Raw genomic sequence first — 18,533 nt, forward strand, 5'->3', positions numbered from 1 at the left:
AATGTTCCTACATTGTTCTTGCTTCAATCCCGCAATTCGTCCCCATATAGCGATGTCGCGCCGGACCCGCCGGCCCTCCTCCGCGTTCTCCGGACAGCATGACCGAAAAGCATAACTTCATCCGCGTTCGCGGCGCCCGCGAGCATAACCTCAAGGGCGTGGATCTCGACATTCCGCGTGAGCAGCTGGTGGTGATGACCGGCCTGTCGGGGTCGGGTAAATCCTCGCTGGCGTTCGACACCATCTATGCCGAGGGCCAGCGCCGCTATGTCGAGAGCCTGTCGGCGTACGCCCGCCAGTTTCTGGAGTTGATGGGCAAGCCGGACGTGGACCTGATTGAAGGCCTGTCCCCGGCCATCTCCATCGAACAGAAGACGACCTCCAAGAACCCGCGTTCGACTGTCGGGACGGTCACGGAAATCCACGACTATATGCGCCTGCTGTGGGCGCGGGTCGGGGTCCCCTATTCGCCCGCGACCGGCCTGCCCATCGAGAGCCAGACGGTCAGCCAGATGGTCGATAAGCTGGTCGCCCTGCCCGATGGCGAGCGCATCCTGCTGCTCGCTCCCGTCGTTCGCGGCCGCAAGGGCGAATACAAGAAGGAAATCGCCGAGTGGCAGCGACAGGGCTTCCAGCGGCTGAAGATCGACGGCCAGTTCTATCCGATCGACGAAGCGCCCACCCTGGACAAGAAGTTCAAGCACGACATCGACATCGTCGTGGACCGGATCGTCACCAAACCGGATCAAGAAGCGCGTTACGCTGACAGCCTGCAGACGGCGCTGGGTCTGGCCGACGGCATCGCCAACGCCGAATGGGCCTCGACGGCGGAAGGCGAGACGGCGCCGCGCTCCATCCTGTTTTCCGAACGGTTCGCCTGCCCGGTTTCGGGTTTCACGATCAGCGAGATCGAACCGCGCCTGTTCTCGTTCAACAACCCCTTCGGCGCCTGTCCGGTCTGCGACGGCCTGGGGGTCAAGCTGGCGTTCGACGCCGATCTGGTGATCCCGGACCGCGACAAGACCCTGCACAAGGGCGCGGTCGCCCCGTGGGCGCGCGGGCCGTCGCCGCTCTATACCCAGACCCTGCAGTCGCTGAGCCTCCACTACGGCTTCTCGATGGACAAGCCGTGGCGCGACCTGCCCGCTCAGGCGCACAAGGCCATCCTGCACGGCACGGGGTCGGAGAAGATCAAGTTCGTCTATGATGACAACGCCCGCAAATATGAGGTTTCCAAGCCGTTCGAGGGCGTCCTGCCGAACCTGGAGCGCCGCTGGCGCGAGACTGACAGCGCCTGGGTGCGCGAGGAACTGGCCCGCTATCAATCCGAGACGCCCTGTGACGCGTGTCACGGCAAGCGGCTGAAGCCCGAGGCCCTGGCGGTCAAGGTCGGCGGCGAGGACATCGCCGACATCTCCACCCTGTCGATCTCCAAGGCCTATCTGTGGTTCTCGACGCTGGAAGAGAACCTGACCGAAAAGCAGATGGAGATCGCCCGGCGCATCCTGAAGGAAATCTGCGACCGGCTGCGGTTCCTGAACAACGTCGGCCTGGATTATCTGAACCTGTCGCGATCCTCAGGCACCCTGTCGGGCGGCGAGAGCCAGCGCATTCGCCTGGCGTCGCAGATCGGCTCGGGCTTGACCGGCGTCCTCTATGTGCTGGACGAACCGTCCATCGGCCTGCACCAGCGCGACAACACCCGCCTGCTGGAAAGCCTGAAAGGGCTGCGCGACCTTGGCAACTCGGTCCTCGTGGTCGAGCATGACGAAGAAGCCATCTTGACCGCGGACTACGTCATCGACATGGGTCCGGCCGCCGGGGTTCATGGGGGACAGGTGTGCGCCGAGGGCACGCCGGCCCAGGTCATGGCCAACCCCAAGTCCCTGACCGGCAAATACCTGACCGGCGAGCGCGAGATCGAAATTCCTGCCGAGGGTCGCCGCCCCATCAACCGCAAGCGGATGCTGAAGATCAGCGGCGCCAGCGGCAACAATCTGAAGAGCGTCACCGGCGAAATCCCGGTCGGCGTCTTCACCTGCATCACCGGCGTCTCGGGCGGCGGCAAGTCCACCTTCACCATCGAGACCCTGTACAAGGCCGCTGCGCGTCGGCTGAACAATGCATCGGAGGCCCCTGCCCCGTTCGACCGGATCGAAGGCCTGGAGCATTTCGACAAGGTCATCGACATCGACCAGTCGCCCATCGGCCGCACCCCGCGCTCGAACCCCGCGACCTACACCGGCGCCTTCGGGCCTATCCGAGACTGGTACGCCGGCCTGCCGGAATCCAAAGCGCGCGGCTACGGCCCCGGCCGGTTCAGCTTCAACGTCAAGGGCGGGCGCTGCGAGGCCTGCCAGGGCGACGGCGTCATCAAGATCGAGATGCACTTCCTGCCCGACGTCTATGTCACCTGCGACGTCTGCAAGGGCAAACGCTACAACCGCGAAACGCTGGAGATCGTGTTCAAGGGCAAGTCCATTTCGGACGTGCTGGACATGACGGTCGAGGAGGCCGCCAGCTTCTTCAAGGCCGTGCCGCCCATCCGCGACAAGATGCTGACGCTGGAACGGGTCGGCCTGGGCTACGTCAAGGTCGGCCAGCCGGCGACTACCCTGTCGGGCGGCGAGGCCCAGCGCGTCAAACTGTCCAAGGAGCTGTCCAAACGCGCCACCGGCCGCACCCTCTACATTCTCGACGAGCCGACCACGGGCCTGCACTTCGAGGATACGCGCAAGCTGCTGGACGTTCTTCAGGAATTGGTCGAGGCCGGGAACACCATTGTGGTGATCGAGCATAACCTCGATGTCATCAAGGTCGCCGACTATCTGCTCGACTTCGGCCCTGAGGGCGGCGACGGCGGTGGCGAGATCGTCGCGGTCGGCACACCCGAGCAGGTCGCGGACAATAAGGCCAGCTGGACCGGCAAATACCTCAAGGAGGTACTGGATCGGCACGAGGACCGCCGCAAGGCGCGCGTTGCGGCCCTGGGCGGGTCCGTTGATGCTCAGGCCAAGAAGAAAAGGGTGAAGGCGTCGGCCTGATCGTCAGGAAAAGACGTCCGTCGATTGACCGCCTCGAAGCCCATTCCAAGCCGCTGCGAACGGCGCATAAAGCACCGCAAGTTGCAGGGCCGCGAGGAAGGCATTGACGATCGACGACACCAGAATGACCGGCCAGGCCTGCATCAGGATCTGACCCAGCCCTTCGCCATCGAAGCGCGCCAGGGTCTGTATGCCGCCGGTGGCGAGGTCTGCCGCTGCACCGATGATCATGCCCAGGATGCTGACGATCAGGGACATGATGATGGCGATTACGGCCATGCCCAGCAGCGACCAGAAATGTCCTTTGGTGGCGGCGAACGATTCCACGATGGTGATCTTGCGACGATCGACCGTCATCGGAACCGCAAGGCTGAACTTGATCGCCAGCCAGACGATCAGGGCGAAGACGGCGAAGATCAGCAGCACGCCGGCCAAAATCAGCAACGCCTGACCCGACGCTGCGCCGAAACCGATGGCGGCGCCGACCACCATCATGCCGACGCCCGACGCCAGACCGACAGCCAGGCTGACGATCAGACTGACCGCCAGAACACGGACCTCATCCATGCCGAGACGCAGATAGCCCCACGACGATTCTTCGGGTCTCAGAACCGCGCGCGCCACCGCTGCGCTCAGCACCGCGCCGACCAGCAGGCCGATGGGCGCGGCCCAGATCAGGGCTCCGGCATAGGTCTGGCCCAGGGCCTGAAACTCCGCCATCGACGGGTTCGCCGACTGTTCCAGCGCTTCACCCGCCGCCATCAGGCTGGCCCACTTGTCTGCGCCCAGGCCGAACATGGCGACATAGACGGCCAGATAAACCAGGCCCCAGGCGATCGCGACGATCGGATGCCGACGAACGACCCGGAAGCCTTCGAAGGCCGCGTCGGTGGCGGAAAAACTCATGACAACTCCGGGAGCAGATTCGCGGCGCACCCTAGCGCATACGCAAGCCTACGTCCCGCACCGCCACCTTAGCGGCACAATGCGCTCGACCGCCTCAGTTCGCGGAGGCGATCGTCCAGTCCGCGATCTGGGTGTTGATGTCGCGGGTCGCCGTGTCAAAGGCTGCGACGATGGCGGACACGCGGTTGTCGCCGGCGGGCTGGGTCACGGTGAAGACCCGCTCGACCGAGCGGCCTTCCTCAGGACGAATGGTCCCGCCGCCAGCGCGCCGTTCCGGGGTAGAGCGCAGCTGCGCCCGCGCGGTCACGACGACGTCCGGCACGGCGCCCGGCGCGGCGTAACGCGCCTCGAACGTCGTGACCGTGACTTGAAGGATCAGCGGCGGCGTTCCCGGTTCGCGACGACCCAGCACGCGAATGCGGTCGGCCCGATTGGCGAACGCCGCCTTCAGGCTGTCGTCAAACAGGGTCGAGGCAGGCGACACCCAGCGTGCGCCGCCGATATAGGCCGTCTCCAGACCCGTCACGCCCAGGATTTTGTCGTCGCCGGTCGCCTGCGGGAACTCGATGCGACGGATGGAAACAGTCAGGGGCGCCGGCGTGTCGCCCACGGCCGACGGCGCGGCCATCGGCAGGCCGAACCGATAGTTCTGCACCGGGTCCGGCGACGACAGCAGGGCGCATCCGCTCAGTGCGGTCAGGACAGCGGCGGACGCCGCCAGTCGAAGGACAGGACGAAGGATCACGGCTGCACCTCCAGCTCTTTGGATTTGGGACGACCGATGAAGTCGCGCGGGCTGGCGCGGACGTCGTCGATCAGGGATTGCAGAGACCGGGTGGCGTCCTGCAGTTCTTCGATCGTGCCGGTCAGTTGCGGCAGGCTGGTCGTCGCAAAGTCACCCAAAGGACGCTCCAGGCCCGTGATCGAACGGTTGGCCGAGGCGATCGCCGTGCGGGCCTCCGCCGTCGCCGAATTGATGTTGGCGATGGCCTGGCGACCATCCGTATTGATGATCTGACGCGTGTCGACGGCCAGAGCCTGGTATTCCTTCACCGCCGCGTTGGCGTTGGTCACGGCCTCTTCCAGCTGCTGGAAGATGGCCTTGCGGGCCTCCAGTTCGGTCGTCAGGGCCTCGACGTTCTTCACGCTGGTGGAGAAGCTGCGGATATTGTCGTCGGACATGACGCGGTTGATCCGGTTCAGCGCATCCACGGTCTGGGCCAGCACCGTGCCCGAACCGCTCAAGAGTTCGGCGATCGGCGACGGCTGGCTTTGCAGCACGGGCACGACATTATCCGGATACTGCTCTTTCAACAGGGCGCTGTTGGGCGAGCCGGCTGTGATCTGGATATAGTTCAGGCCGGTGATGCCTTGCGGCTCCAACTGTGCGCGCGAGGTCACGCGCACGGGCGTCGTGCCGTCGACGCGGACACGGGCGATGACCTGATCGCCGCGCTTGGTGTCGATGTTCAGATCGGTGACCTCGCCGACGCGGATGCCGTTGAAATGCACCTCGCCGCCTTCGGACAGGCCGTTCACCGGCCCGTAGAAGACGATGTCGTACATGTCGTAGTCGCTGTTGAACTGCAGCCGGGCCAGCCAGATTGTGAACACCGCCAAGGCCGCCAGAAGGGCGACGGTGGCGATGCCGACGGCGGCGTAATGTGCGTCTCTTTCCATGATCCGCTCTCCTCAGGCGGCAGACTTGGTGGCTGCGCGTCCGCGCGGCCCCAGGAAATATTCTTTGATCCACGGATGGTCGGACACTTCCAGCTCCTGCACCGTGGCCTTTTCCACGACCCGCTTGTCCGCCAGCACCGCCACCTTGTCACAGATGGCGTAGAGCGTATCGAGGTCGTGGGTGATCATGAAGACGGACAGACCCAGGTCGTCCGCCAGTTGCCGGATCAGATCGTCGAACGCGGCCGCGCCGATGGGATCCAGGCCCGCCGTCGGCTCGTCCAGAAACACCAGCTCGGGGTCCAGCGCCAGCGCACGCGCCAGGCCGGCCCGCTTCTTCATGCCGCCCGACAGTTCCGCCGGCTTAAGATGGTGGTGCTCGGGCTTCAGACCGACCATGGCGATCTTCAACTCGGCCAGCTCATAGATGACCGATTTGGGCAGTTTGGTGTGTTCGACCAGGGGCGAAGCCACGTTCTCAAGGACGCTGAGCGACGAGAACAGCGCGCCCTGCTGGAACAGGATGCCGGTGCGCTTCTCGATGTCGGCCGCCTCGGCCTTGGTCAGGTTGGCCCGGTCGTAGCCCAGCACCTTCACCGACCCGCCCTCGGGCTCTTTCAATCCAATGATGGTGTTCAGCAGCACGGTCTTGCCCGCCCCCGATCCGCCGACGACGCCCAGCACTTCGCCGCGCACCAGGTCGAGGTCGAGGTTTTCGTGGATGGTGCGCTCGCCGAACTGGCTCAACAGGCCGCGCACCTCGATCAGGTTTTCTGGCGCTTCGGTCATATGTTCAGCTCCAGGAAGACCAGGGCGAACACGGCGTCCAGGAAGATGATGGCGAAGATGGCCTGCACCACGGCGGCCGTCACGCGGCGGCCCAGACTTTCAACATCGCCGGCGACGGCCATGCCCTGACGGCAACCGATTGCGGCGATCACCAGGGCGAAGACCGGCGCCTTCACCAGACCCACCATCAGATGCTGGGCCATGGTGCCGTCCTCGACAAGACGCTGGAAGAAGAAGGACGGACCGAGATTCAGCGAGCTCCAGCACACGACCAGACCGCCGATAAGACCGCCGATCATGCCCATGAAGGTCAGCAGCGGCAGCATGATCACCAGCGAAGCGACCCTTGGGATCACCAGGGCCTGGAACGGATTGACGCCCATGACCTGCATGGCGTCGACCTCCTGATTCATCCGCATCGACCCGATCTCAGCCGCAAAGGCCGAGGCCGAACGTCCCGCCAGAAGTACCGAGGCGATGACCACCGCGAACTCGCGGAACATGGCGACACCGATCAACTGAACCGCGAACACCTGGGCGCCGAAGTCGGTCAGCAGGTCCACGCCGATGAAGGCTATCACGGCCCCGATGAAGAAGTTGGTGATCATGACGATCGGAATGGCGTCCAGACCGGCGCGCTCCGCCTGACTGACCCAGGCCGGCCAGCGGATGCCGCCGGGGCGTTTGGCGGCTTCGACCACGGCGGCCATCAGCCGGCCCAAGAAGGCCAGCGACAACATGGCCTCGCCGCCGAAATCGTACACGCCTCGCCCGATCTTGGCGAAGGTGCGAACGAAGGCGCTGGGGCGTTTGGGCGCCGGGGCGCTCTGGCGCTCCAGCAGTTCGATCATATGGTAGATGCGACCCGCCTCGGGTCGATCCTTCCACTGGCTCTTGGACAGACGACCGCTTGAGGCCTGCACCAGAGCCAGCGCGCCTGCGGTATCGAAGCGACCGAGATCGGAGGTGTCGATACTGGCGATTTCGCGACCTTCCAGATCGCGGCTCAGTTCCGTCGGCAGACGGCCCAGCGCCGTGGTCGTCCAGTCGCCGGTCAGGCGCAAACGGGCCTCGCCATCACGATCGACGATTTCGTATGCGGCCTGATTCATCGGGCCTCTGATGACCGGTCTGACATCGCGATTTTCTCCTGACCCTCTGACCAGACAGCCGAAATCCCTGCCGCGCTAATGGTCAAGCCGGCATTCGATGTCAACGCGCGATGACATTCGCGCGGATGTTTGTCGATCGACCGTGTCGAGATCGCCTCCCCCGATGAAACGTCCAACGGTCACGCTGGCGCTGATGCCAAACGCGGCCGAACGGGATTCGTTCTCGCGTCACCTCATACGACGTTGCACCGCCGCCAGATCCTCAATGAACAACCGTCTCGCCTCAGACTTCGCGGCCTCGTCCGGAAGCCGCAGCAAATAGGAGGGGTGGACCGTCAGCACGGCGGTCGATCCATCGCTCAGGTCGATCGGCGCGCCGCGCTCCTGCATCACAGCCGGCTTGCGACCCAGCAGCGCCAGACCTGCCGTCGCCCCAAGGGCCAGCACGACTTGCGGCTTGATCAGCCGGCGTTCTGAGTCCAGCCACCAGCGGCAGGCCTGAACCTCGCCCGCGTTCGGCGTCTTGTGCAGGCGACGCTTGCCGCGCGGCTCGTGTTTGAAGTGTTTGACCGCGTTGGTGACATAGACGTCGGATCGATCAATGCCGGCCTCGGCCAGGGCGGCGTTCAGCACCTGTCCCGCCGGCCCGATAAAGGCGCGCCCTGCCAGATCCTCCTGATCGCCCGGCTGTTCGCCGACGATCATCAGACGCGCCGACTTCGGCCCCTCCCCGCACACGCCCTGCGTCGCGTCGCGGTAAAGCGGGCAACGGCGGCAGGCCTGAACCCCGCCTGCGACGTCATCGAGATTTTCCGGCACGGCCTCGGCGTCGGGACGCGCCAGATGCAGGTCCGGCGCGACGGCGCGCGCGAAACGCGGATTGGGCTGAGGAGACGGCGTGGCGACCATGGTCTCGGTTCGAACCGACGAGGCCGCGACCAGTTCCGGGATCAGCGCGGCTTCCGGCAGGTTCTTCCAATAGGACTTGGCCATCTCGCCCTGCATCGTCTTCACCTTCAACCGCGCAGGATTGAAGGTCGAGGCGTAGTAGGTCTTCCAGAAATCCTCGATCTCGTCTTCGGCCGGCGCCATGTCGCGGGTCGCCGGCGGCCCGAACCGCAAGGCTTCTCCATCCCAGAAGGCCGAACCATCCGGCGTCAGGATCGACCAGCGCATGGTCGTGAACCGCCGTTGGAAAAACGGCGCGGTCTTTTCCAGAACCCGATGCGGCGGCTCGAACCACGCCACCCAGGCTTCGCCCAGATCATCATGCACCTGGCGAAAGCGAACGAAGGCCTTCATCTTGTGCGAGGCGCGGCTGACGTTCTTGACCCGCTCCAGCGCGTCGGCGACGTCCCGGTCCGAAATGACCTTGATCAGGTCCGGCTCATCCTTCAGCCGCCACAGCAGCCGATACATCAGATCGAAACGGTCAGCGGATCGATGCAGGATCAGGTTCTGGGCCAGATCCACAAACTCTTTCGGCACATTGAAAGCCCTGCGGTCTTTCGGATTCGGCAACGCCTCTTCGGCAATCGGCTGATCGAACAGCCCGCCCTGTTCCACCGCCCCCGCCACGACGAACCGCGCCGCTGCGGGCTCCACACCCGCCAATCGAAACGCGCGCGCCGCTTTCCGCCAGCCGTCGAAGTCGGTCTCACCGTCCAGCGTCGCCACCGCCATCAGAACAGGCTCAACTGCTCGGGCGTGCGGCTGGTCACGCGCGCCTTAAGGTCCGCCGCATCCGTCAGTCCGCCTGGCGTCCAGTCCAGCGCCGTAATGAAGGGCCGAATTTTGGCCACCGATCGCGTCAGCCGTCCGACATCCTCCAACCGCAGGGTCCGATAGCGGCGCACCGCAACGATGCGGTCCACCGCCTTTACGCCCAGCCCCGGCACCCGCAGCAGCATCTCGCGCGGCGCACGGTTCACATCGACGGGAAACTGCTCGCGCTTGTTCAAAGCCCAGGCCAGTTTGGGGTCGACCGCAAGATCGAGCATGCCGTTCGATGCGCCCTCGCCGATCTCCGGCGCGGAGAAGCCATAGAACCGCATCAGCCAATCAGCCTGATACAGCCGATGCTCGCGCATCAGCGGCGGCTTGGACAGCGGCAAGATCGAACTGGAATCCGGGATCGGGCTGAATGCCGAATAGTAGACGCGGCGCAGGCCGTAACCGCCGTAGAGCGAGGCGCTGCAATCCAGGATTTCCGTATCCGGCGCGCCGTCGGCGCCGATGATCAACTGGGTGCTCTGGCCGCCCGGCGCGAACTTCGGCGGTTTGATCTTTTCACGTTTGGCCGGCTTGGCCGCCTCTACGCCAAGACGCACCTGGCTCATTGCCTTCTTGATGACCCCAACATCCTTTTGAGGCGCAAGTCGCGCCAGCGCCTCGTCGCGCGGAAGTTCGATATTGGCCGACAGGCGATCGGCATACAGGCCCGCCATCTCCACCAACTTCGGATCCGCCTCCGGGATCAGCTTCAGATGAATATAGCCCCGGAAATCGTGGACTTCCCGTAGCGTCTTGGCCACCAGGACCAGCTGCTCCATCGTATAATCGCCGGATCGAATAATGCCCGACGACAGAAACAGCCCCTCGATATAGTTGCGCTTGTAGAAGTTGAGCGTCAGGTCGACGACCTCATCGACATCGAAGCGCGCGCGCTCCACATTCGACGAGACGCGATTGATGCAATAGGCGCAATCGTAGATGCAGAAGTTGGTCAGCAGGATCTTGAGCAGACTGATGCATCGACCGTCCGGTGTATAGGCGTGGCAGATGCCCATTCCCTCGGTCGAGCCGATCCCCTTGCCGCCGACAGAGTTTCGTTTCGACGTTCCGGACGACGAACACGAAGCGTCGTATTTGGCGGCGTCAGCCAGAACTGAAAGTTTTCGACGCAGATCGAGACGGGCCATTGTTCATGATACGTTCCAGAACAATGTTTGGTCCAGCGTTGCCGTTTTCTTTTTTTTACGACGAGTTAGCGCAGCAGATTGAGCAGCGACGTGCTTTTCAGCGAGTTGATGATCTGGGCCGAAGCCTCGATCGCCACCTGCGCCATCTGCAGGTCGGTGATCGCCCGTGCCGGATCATATCCGGACTTGTCCTGCATCATCTTCTGCAGAGCGGTCTTCTGATTTTCCTGGGCGTCCAGCGCCGTCTCGACGTGGTTCTGGATCAGACCGTTCTTGGCCGTCTGGTTCGTCAGGCCCGCATTCGCCTTATCCAGTTCGCCCATCTGCGCCTTCAAAAACGCCGTGACGTTGGCGTCCGGCTGTCCCGTCAGCGTGCCCGCGCCGGCCGGCGTATAAGTCACGCCGCCGACGGTCACCGCCGTGCCGTTCTGGAAGGCCTGAATGTTGCGGAACACCTCAGTCAGCGGCCCGCCGATCTCGCTGGCCAGAAACCCGGTCTCGACCGTGGTCTTCTCGTCGATGCGCGACTTCTGCTTCAGGGTGTCGTTGGCGAAGGTCGCGGCGGTGGACGGCGCCGTCGTCAAATCGGCCATGGTCGCGGCTGTGGCGGGAGCGATGTCGCTTTGGCCGCCCGCAAACAGATAGGAGCCCTGGTGTTCCGAATTCAGTCCACCCTGCACCGTCTGATAGTTCAGACCGAGCTCGACCATCAGATTGTCGATCCGCCCGGCCGCCAGGCTGTTTGCAATGGCCTCGCGCGCCGCATTGCCGCCTTCGTAGATGCGGCTCATGGCAAGATCCTGGGCGCTCAGCCGCGCCTTCACGGCCTCGCCAGTGGAGATGAAGCCCTCCAGCCGCGCCTGTGTCGACGTCAGGCTGGTCAGTTGCTCGGCGCCTCGGCCATAGCCGGACATGTCGGTGGCGATCTTCTCGCTGTCGATCCGCTCCTGCGCCTGCTGCGCGCGGCCCTGCGCGTTCATCAGGCTGAGCAAGGCCGACTGGTAATTCCCGTGGGTCGCGACGCGCGTCATTGCAGGATTCCGATTAGTACGTCGTACATGTCCTTGCTCGCCTGGATCAGGCGCGCAGAGGCGTTATAGGCTTGCTGGAAGGTGGTCATATTGACCAGCTCTTCGTCCATGTTCACGCCTTCGGCCGAGGTGCGGCGGCTGTCCGCCTCCTTGGCCAGGGCGCTTGCCGTTTCGCTGCGGGTCTTGGCAGCCGAGGCCTTGCCGCCGATCTCACCGGCGAAGTCCGCCGCATAGGACGACAGGGTCTTGGTCCCGCCGGCGTTGCCGCCGGCTGCGGCGAAGGCGACGTTCTTCTTGCCCACATCCCCCAGCGCCAGGCCGCCGCGCCCATCGTTCTTGCTCAGCGCCGGCGTTCCCGCGGCCGCCGACAGGTTCATCTGCGCCAGGGCCAGCTTGCCGGGGTCCTGCTGGATGTCGCTCCGCACCATATAGGCGCCCGCCCGCGTCGATCCGGTCGCGCCCAGGCCGAACAGCTCAGACATTGAAACGCCGGACGGATCCTGGGTCGTATTGTCCTTCAAGACGCTCATCGACGTCGCAGTCGGGTCGTAGGCCTTGAAGGACAGCTTGCCCACCGCATCCAGGCTGAAGGCGCCATAGCGGCCGACGCCGGTGATGGGATCGTTCAGCGCGCCCAGCATCTCGCCCATCGTTCCGGTCCCGGCGGGCACGGACACGGTGATGTCGCGAAGGCGCGCGCCCGATGGGCCGGCGAAGCGCAAGGTCAGACTCTCGCCCGGATCGAACCCATGCTGAGACGTCAGGGTCAGGCCCGTTTCGTAGAAGGTCGGCGTGGTCGTGGTCACCAGGTCGTTCAGGCCGAACCAGTGCGAAAATCCGCGCCCACCCTTCGTGCTGGGCGAGGCCGCATCGTCGGCGATGGCCACGCCGTTTCCGGCCGCCCCGTCCAGGCGCAATTGGCCATCCGAGAAACTCGCCGTAGCCGTGCCGCCCAGTTGGGCGTTCAGCACGCTGAGGAAGGTGGTCGGATCGGCGGCGGCCCCGTTGATCGTCATCGTGCCGCCGGAAAAGACGATCCGCGCCGAGGCCTGGACCACGCCCGACGCATTGACCGTCGAGATGGTGGTCGTGCCGGTGAAGCCGGTCAGGGCGTTCTCCAGCGACTGCCCCGTATTGCGCCCCGTCAGGGTTGTCGGCGCGGGAACGCTGCTGTTGGCGTTGTGGGCGAGGTTCAGTTCGTCCGCGAGTTTGGCGGTCAGTTCACCCAGGCGCGCGGCGGCGGCAGGCGCATCGACATCGCGCATTTCGACCAGACCCCGGATCTGACCGGACGACACGCCGTCCAGCAGCGGCCAGCGCGTGCCGCTGGGTTCGGTGATCATGATGTCGGAGAAGGCCGTCATGGCGTCCACGGTGCCGGCCGCCTGGTACGACAGCGTCGCCGCCCCCTCGCCCACCAGGGTGGTGCCTGTGTTGGTGCGCAGCGTCACGCCGCCGTTGGATCGGGCCTCGACCTTCACGTCCATATATTTGGACAGTTCGTTGATCAGGCCGAGCTGAGCGTTCTGGGCCCCGGTCACATCCTCGTTCGTCACCGTTCCGGCGGCGATGGTCTTGTTCAGCGTGGCGATCTGTTCCAGCAGCGGATTGACCGTTTCGACCGCGCTCAGCAGCCGGCCGTCCGCCTCCTGACGCGCCGACTGGATCTGGGACGCGATGCCGGCGGCCTCATTGAAGATCGCCTGGGTCTTGTAGATCGTGTCCTGACGCCCAGCCGAGGACGTGGGGCTTTCGGCCAGGGTCGCATAGGTGGCGAACAGCTTGTCGACCTGAGCGAAGAAGTTGGTGTCGCTGCTGGGATCGCCGAACTGGTTCTGGATCTGGTCGTACAGTTCATAGCGCACGGTCTGGCGCGCGGCGTCCGACCCGGCGCTGAGGCTGGCGGCCTGCAGGAAACGGTCTGTCGCCAACCGCACCCGCGTGACGTCGACACCCGAACCATAGCCATTGGTGACGGCCGCCGACTGATCGGCGACCTTGCGGATGTATCCGGGCGTATCGACGTTGGCGATGTTGTCGGCGGTGACGCGCAACTGCGACTGGGCGGTCTTCAGCCCTGAGGTCGCAATGTTCATGATCGAGTTCAGCGACATTGACGCGTCTCCTCCGCCCTACCCGGCAACCGCTGCATCGCTACGCGCAGTTCTTGCCCAGCCACGCGCCACACCCGCTCGCACAAAGCGTTGTTTTTCCACAGGATCGTTGATCGGGCGGCCGTCATGATGGGAAAGACGCGCAAAGGTCGGGCCAATCGGATGCTGACATCCCGCCCGTCGCTGATCGGCAGCGCCGCGAAGCCGGGCAAAAAGTGGCGAGAGCGCGGCAATAACGACCGCCGCCCTTCGGCGCCTCAGCCCTCAAGGCTAGTTTTCTCATTGTTTTTGCTGAACTATTTTCTTGGCCCAACCCTTGCGTCGAGGGCGGCGAACTCTTGGGCGCAGCAGGCGCCGTCGTCGCTCCTTACGAAAGCCGCCGCGCTTCCATGTCCACCGCTTCCGCCCTGTTCGCGCCTGCTGCTCCGGTTTCGACCGGACCGTCGGCTGCCGCCCCAGGCGCAGAGGCCGTCGATGCGGGTCTGTTCTCCAGCAAGATCGCCGACGCGCTGAACGCGGGCGTCCACGGCGCGCCGGTCGAACGGATGACGCCCGGCCGTCTGACGGACGCTCGGTCGCTGGGCGTCATCATGGCCCAGCCGATGACGGCCGAGTTGGACGCCGACACGCCGACCGCGACGACCGACACCATTCCTACGACCACGGGCGAGAGCGCAGACTCCGAAACGCAGCTCGTCTTGTCCGAACAGCAGATCGGCACGGACACGGCCGCAAAGGACGACGATACCCCTGGTCTCGTCGTTGCAACGCCGTTTACAGCCGCGCAACCGACGCCGGCCGTTCCCGTCGCTCAATCGCTTCATGTCGCAAGCTCGCCCGCCGCTTCCGAGGACGCGGCGGAAAGCCCTGTCGATCCACAAGCGCCCAAAGACGTTGCGTCAGTCGCATTCGTTGCGGCCGGGGCGATGCCGACGACGGTCGCTACAAATCCTCCTGCTGCAACTGACACGGCGGCCAAGACTGCGTCGGCGCCTGCCAACCAGGACCTTGAAGCGAAGCCCGCGTTGGCGACCGCGACCGCTCAAGCAGTCCTTTCGGAACTCTCCGAAATCCTGACGACCGAAGCGTCGACCTCTTCTCCCGCCGTGGCGAAGCCGGCTGAAGTTGAGGCCGCCGAGGCCTCGGTCATGCCCACTCAGCTGACGACGACAGACGGTCCGAAGCCGACAGTCACGCCCAAGCCTGCCGCTCCAGCCATGGCCGCGACAGCGCCTCGTCCGACAAACGCAGCGCCGCCGGCGCCTGCCACGTTCGACGCTGCGGCCAGCACGATCCAGACCGCTGTCGCCAACACCGACAAGCCGGCCGCTCCCTCGCCCATGGCTCAATCCCTTGCGGCCGCTCAGATCCCGACCGCCCAAGTCCAGATCGCCGTCACGTCGACGACGCCCAAGCCGTCGATCATTGTCCCCGCCGAGGTCGTCGCTGCGATATCCGAAGCGGCGTCGTCTTTGACAGTCGAAACGGCCGGCACGTCTGATCACCTGGCAGAGGCGGCTCCATCCGATACACCGAAGTCGTCGCCGACCGCGCTTCAACCCGCCATGCCCCTGCGCGGCAATCTCCATGGCGCTCTGGAACAGACCGGGGACACCGCCGTTCCTGCGGTTCAAACCGCGACGACCGAAGACGCCACCCCTTCTAGCGCCGCGATCGAAGTCGCCGCCAAGCCGACGTCGCCATCCGCCAAGACAGCCGAGCCCGCGATTGCTGCCGTCGCCACGTCGGATTCAGCGTTGCCCGAAGCCAAGACCGCGAGCCCCGCGCCGGCCGATGCGCAGCCTGCGCAACAGGCCGCCGTGTCCAGCCATGCGCAGGGCCTGTCCACCCTGTCACGCGCCACCGTCGAGACCACCGCCCAACTCGCCGCGCAGATGGCCCGCAAGCTTGAAGGCCGTTCGACCCGGTTCGACATGGTGCTGACGCCCGAAGATTTGGGCCGCGTCGATGTCAGCCTTGAGATCGGCAAGGACGGACAACTGTCCGCTCGCCTGGCCTTCGACAATCCCGCCGCCGCCGCCGATCTCAAGGGTCGCGCCGACGAACTGCGTCGCCAGCTTCAGGACGCCGGGTTCCAGGTCGCAGGCGATGCGCTCGACTTCTCGCAACGTGATCCGTCCGCAGGCGGCGGCGCCTTCGAGCGCCAGCAGCAACGCAACGCCCTGTTCGCCGGCGGCTCTCGCCTGGCGGCCCAAGCCGACACTCCCATCGTCCCGGCGCCCGGCGCCTGGATCAACCATTCCCTGACGCCTGACCGCGTCGATCTGAAGGTCTGACCCCATGGTCGACGCCGTCACCACAAGCGCAGCAGCCGGCCGGGTCACCGGCGGCACGAAGGCCCTGGCCTCGAACTTCGAGACCTTCCTGACCCTGCTCACCACGCAGATGAAGAACCAGGATCCGCTCTCGCCCCTGGATTCGAACCAATTCACCGCTCAACTGACCCAGATGGCCGGCGTGGAGCAGCAACTGCTGACCAACGACCTGCTGACCAGCCTTCTGGCCGCCCAGGCCGGAGGCGGTCTGGACAACGCCGCCAACTACATCGGCAAGAGCGTCACCGCCGCCTGGACCGCCACCGAGTTCAACGATGGCAAGGCCACCTGGGCCTATGAGCTAGGCGCCGACGCGGACAAGGCCACCTTGCAGGTCGTCGACAGCAAGGGCGTCGTGGTCTGGGAGGGCGCCGCGCCCGACAAGAAGTCCGGCCTGCACACCTTCTCCTGGGACGGCAAGCTGAAGGACGGCGGCACGGCCGAGGACGGCGGCGTCTATACCCTCAAGGTCGCCGCCACCGACGCCACAGGCGCCAAGGTCGATGCCCAGGCTCTGATCCAGGGCCGGGTCACCGGCGTCGAGATGTACAACGGCGCGCCGTATCTGGTGATCGGCGACTCCATCCTTCCGCTTTCGACCGTGATCTCGCTGAACGAGATCAAGGCCCAGGCGGCCAACGATACCGACGATACGGAGAATCCGAACGTCCCCACCGAGGAGGCGGCCGCATGATGCGATCCGCCGCCTTCCCGATGACCTCTATTTAAGGAGCGTTCTTCCATGAGCCTCAACAGTGCAATGCTGGCCGGCGTGTCCGGCTTGGCCGCCAACTCCGCCGCCCTGGCGGCGATCTCCCAGAACATCGCCAACGTGAACACCGTCGGCTACAAGCGCACGGCCAGCGAGTTCCAGACCCTGGTCAACAGCCAGACCGCCTCGGGCGGCAGCTACTCGGCCGGCGGCGTGACCACCAACACCCGCTCTTATGTCAGCCAGGAAGGTCAGCTTCAGCGCACGACCTCCAGCACCGACCTCGCCGTCAACGGTCAGGGCTTCTTCGTCACCACGACCCAGGCCGAGAACGTCGGCGCGACCGACACCCGCCTATTCACCCGCGCCGGCGCCTTCACCGTCGACAAGCAGGGCTATCTGAAGAACAGCGCCGGCCTGTATCTTCAAGGCTGGCCAGTGGACTCCAACGGCGAGATCTCGACCGATCCGTCCGACCTGTCGCGCCTGCGCTCGATCAACATCGGCTCGGTCGGCGGCACCGCCGAACCGACCACTCGCGTCCAGATCAACGCCAACCTGCGTTCGAGCCAGGAATCGTCCTCCGCGGCCAGCGCCCAGTCCTACAAGGGCGTGTCCGATACGGCGACGCCGGCCGTCACCCACGACGTGTCGGTCCGCTACACCCGCACCGGCGCCAACAGCCACGATCTGGTAATCAAGTCCGGTTCGCAGAAGGTCGACGCCTCGGCGACCTTCGACCCGACCACCGGCGCCATCACTGGACTGACCATCAACGGCGCGAACGCCGGCTCGGCGACCGCGATCGGCACGCCGCCGACCCAGATCCAGTTCACGCCGGCCAGCGGCCCTGCCTATACGCTCAACCTTTCGGACGTCGGCCTGGGCAACGAAAACGTCGCCAAGACGAAGTACGACCCGTCGGTCAACTCCATGGCGATGTACAACGCCGACGACGACAACCCTGTCGGCGTGAAGCCCGACTTCAAGATGAACATTCCGGTTTCGGACTCCAAGGGCGGCCAGCGCAACCTGGAACTCCGCTTCCTGAAGAGCGACGAACCGAACATCTGGTATGCGGAAATCGTCTCCGTGCCGGCCAGCGACGTGATCGCGGGCGCACCCTACGCCAACGGCCAGATCAAGACCGGCAAGATCGCCTTTACGCCATCGGGTCGCCTGGACGTCGATACGATGAAGGCTTGGCCTGCGGGCACGGGTCTGTTCGACGACCCCACCATGGCGACGCTGGACTTCGGCAAGTCCGATCCGAACAATCTGACCATGCCGGCCGGTCAGGTGGCTTGGGCTGACGGTCTGGGCATCGCCGCCCAAGCCGTCACGCTGGACCTCAACACCTCGGCCGGCGGTCTCAGCCAGCTGAACACGGCCTCGGTCGTCCAGTCGACGGTCACCAACGGCACGGCGTTCGGCAATCTGAGCGAGATCAAGATCGACGAAGGCGGCTTCGTCACCGCCATCTTCGACAACGGCGTCATGCGCCGCATCGCCCAGGTCGCGGTCGCCACCTTCCCCAGCCCCGACAGCCTGCGTGAAGTGTCCGGCAACGCCTACGCCGTCAGCCTCCAGTCGGGCACCTTTAACCTGAAGGCGGCGGGAACGGGCGGCGCGGGCGAGATCGCGGCCAAGCAGCTGGAGTCCTCAACCGTCGATCTGTCGGCCGAGTTCACCGGCCTGATCACCACCCAGCGCGCCTATTCCGCCTCGTCCAAAATCATCACTACGGCCGATGAAATGCTGGCCGAGCTGATCAACATCAAACGCTGATCGGCGAGTAAGTAAGCGTTAGTCTCGATGAATCGTCGCGCAAGCAAGGTTTACAGAGTCGTTCAGGGAGGGGCGGAAGTTATCCGTTCCTTCACCACGA

At 64.9% G+C, this 18,533-nt stretch carries 13 protein-coding genes; 4 read left to right on the forward strand and 9 right to left on the reverse strand.

The window, feature by feature from the left end:
* The first annotated feature begins 98 nt into the window (after positions 1-98).
* Entirely contained in the window at positions 99-3,044 is a 2,946-nt protein-coding gene (uvrA, locus tag Q9R14_RS07535; protein ID WP_306004009.1) for an excinuclease ABC subunit UvrA, read from the forward strand.
* A 3-nt stretch (positions 3,045-3,047) separates the two neighbouring features.
* On the opposite strand, the gene Q9R14_RS07540 is transcribed toward uvrA, so the two are convergent.
* The 9 genes from Q9R14_RS07540 to flgK all read right to left on the reverse strand — a co-directional run bounded on the left by Q9R14_RS07540 (position 3,048) and on the right by flgK (position 13,597).
* Positions 3,048-3,950, reverse strand: coding sequence for a hypothetical protein (locus Q9R14_RS07540; RefSeq protein WP_306004010.1), 903 nt, complete (start codon positions 3,948-3,950; stop codon positions 3,048-3,050).
* Between the two features lie 94 nt (positions 3,951-4,044).
* Positions 4,045-4,695 (reverse strand): ABC-type transport auxiliary lipoprotein family protein, encoded by a 651-nt coding sequence (locus Q9R14_RS07545; protein ID WP_066551978.1) that lies wholly within the window; start codon positions 4,693-4,695, stop codon positions 4,045-4,047.
* Positions 4,692-5,630 carry an MlaD family protein gene (locus tag Q9R14_RS07550; RefSeq protein ID WP_039246448.1) on the reverse strand — a complete coding sequence of 313 codons (939 nt, stop codon included), beginning with the start codon at positions 5,628-5,630 and terminating at the stop codon, positions 4,692-4,694. The genes Q9R14_RS07545 and Q9R14_RS07550 overlap by 4 nt, the downstream gene beginning before the upstream one ends.
* A gap of 12 nt (positions 5,631-5,642) precedes the next feature.
* A complete protein-coding gene (locus Q9R14_RS07555) occupies positions 5,643-6,419 on the reverse strand; it encodes an ABC transporter ATP-binding protein (protein WP_306004011.1) in 777 nt (258 codons plus the stop codon).
* Entirely contained in the window at positions 6,416-7,531 is a 1,116-nt protein-coding gene (locus tag Q9R14_RS07560) for an ABC transporter permease (protein WP_039246445.1), read from the reverse strand. Before Q9R14_RS07560 ends, Q9R14_RS07555 begins: the two co-directional genes overlap by 4 nt.
* Positions 7,532-7,759: 228 nt before the next feature.
* Entirely contained in the window at positions 7,760-9,214 is a 1,455-nt protein-coding gene (locus Q9R14_RS07565; protein WP_306004012.1) for a UdgX family uracil-DNA binding protein, read from the reverse strand.
* Positions 9,214-10,452 carry a putative DNA modification/repair radical SAM protein gene (locus Q9R14_RS07570; RefSeq protein WP_306004013.1) on the reverse strand — a complete coding sequence of 413 codons (1,239 nt, stop codon included), beginning with the start codon at positions 10,450-10,452 and terminating at the stop codon, positions 9,214-9,216. Before Q9R14_RS07570 ends, Q9R14_RS07565 begins: the two co-directional genes overlap by 1 nt.
* 65 nt (positions 10,453-10,517) lie before the next feature.
* A complete protein-coding gene (locus Q9R14_RS07575) occupies positions 10,518-11,483 on the reverse strand; it encodes a flagellin (protein ID WP_306004014.1) in 966 nt (321 codons plus the stop codon).
* Positions 11,480-13,597, reverse strand: a complete 2,118-nt coding sequence (flgK, locus tag Q9R14_RS07580; RefSeq protein WP_306004015.1) for a flagellar hook-associated protein FlgK — start codon at positions 13,595-13,597, stop codon at positions 11,480-11,482. Before flgK ends, Q9R14_RS07575 begins: the two co-directional genes overlap by 4 nt.
* A 389-nt stretch (positions 13,598-13,986) precedes the next feature.
* Between flgK and Q9R14_RS07585 the strand changes: the two genes are divergently transcribed.
* The 3 genes from Q9R14_RS07585 to flgE are packed head-to-tail and all read left to right on the forward strand — an operon-like array spanning position 13,987 to position 18,433.
* Complete coding sequence (locus tag Q9R14_RS07585; protein WP_306004016.1) at positions 13,987-15,894, forward strand: flagellar hook-length control protein FliK; 1,908 nt, start codon at positions 13,987-13,989, stop codon at positions 15,892-15,894.
* 4 nt (positions 15,895-15,898) lie between these two features.
* Positions 15,899-16,627 carry a flagellar hook assembly protein FlgD gene (locus tag Q9R14_RS07590; protein WP_055754754.1) on the forward strand — a complete coding sequence of 243 codons (729 nt, stop codon included), beginning with the start codon at positions 15,899-15,901 and terminating at the stop codon, positions 16,625-16,627.
* Between the two features lie 48 nt (positions 16,628-16,675).
* Positions 16,676-18,433 (forward strand): flagellar hook protein FlgE, encoded by a 1,758-nt coding sequence (flgE, locus tag Q9R14_RS07595; protein ID WP_055754753.1) that lies wholly within the window; start codon positions 16,676-16,678, stop codon positions 18,431-18,433.
* The last annotated feature ends 100 nt before the right edge of the window (positions 18,434-18,533 follow it).

Source organism: Brevundimonas sp. C43 (assembly GCF_030732185.1).
Classification (GTDB): Bacteria; Pseudomonadota; Alphaproteobacteria; order Caulobacterales; family Caulobacteraceae; genus Brevundimonas; species Brevundimonas diminuta_C.

Coding starts and splice junctions, on each gene's coding strand:
- Q9R14_RS07550 (WP_039246448.1), bottom strand. CDS start 5,630: ATGGAAAGAGACGCACATTACGCCGCCGTCGGCATCGCCACCGTCGCC.
- Q9R14_RS07555 (WP_306004011.1), bottom strand. CDS start 6,419: ATGACCGAAGCGCCAGAAAACCTGATCGAGGTGCGCGGCCTGTTGAGC.
- Q9R14_RS07560 (WP_039246445.1), bottom strand. CDS start 7,531: ATGAATCAGGCCGCATACGAAATCGTCGATCGTGATGGCGAGGCCCGT.
- flgK (WP_306004015.1), bottom strand. CDS start 13,597: ATGTCGCTGAACTCGATCATGAACATTGCGACCTCAGGGCTGAAGACC.
- Q9R14_RS07590 (WP_055754754.1), top strand. CDS start 15,899: ATGGTCGACGCCGTCACCACAAGCGCAGCAGCCGGCCGGGTCACCGGC.
- Q9R14_RS07570 (WP_306004013.1), bottom strand. CDS start 10,452: ATGGCCCGTCTCGATCTGCGTCGAAAACTTTCAGTTCTGGCTGACGCC.
- Q9R14_RS07585 (WP_306004016.1), top strand. CDS start 13,987: ATGTCCACCGCTTCCGCCCTGTTCGCGCCTGCTGCTCCGGTTTCGACC.
- uvrA (WP_306004009.1), top strand. CDS start 99: ATGACCGAAAAGCATAACTTCATCCGCGTTCGCGGCGCCCGCGAGCAT.
- Q9R14_RS07575 (WP_306004014.1), bottom strand. CDS start 11,483: ATGACGCGCGTCGCGACCCACGGGAATTACCAGTCGGCCTTGCTCAGC.
- Q9R14_RS07565 (WP_306004012.1), bottom strand. CDS start 9,214: ATGGCGGTGGCGACGCTGGACGGTGAGACCGACTTCGACGGCTGGCGG.
- flgE (WP_055754753.1), top strand. CDS start 16,676: ATGAGCCTCAACAGTGCAATGCTGGCCGGCGTGTCCGGCTTGGCCGCC.
- Q9R14_RS07540 (WP_306004010.1), bottom strand. CDS start 3,950: ATGAGTTTTTCCGCCACCGACGCGGCCTTCGAAGGCTTCCGGGTCGTT.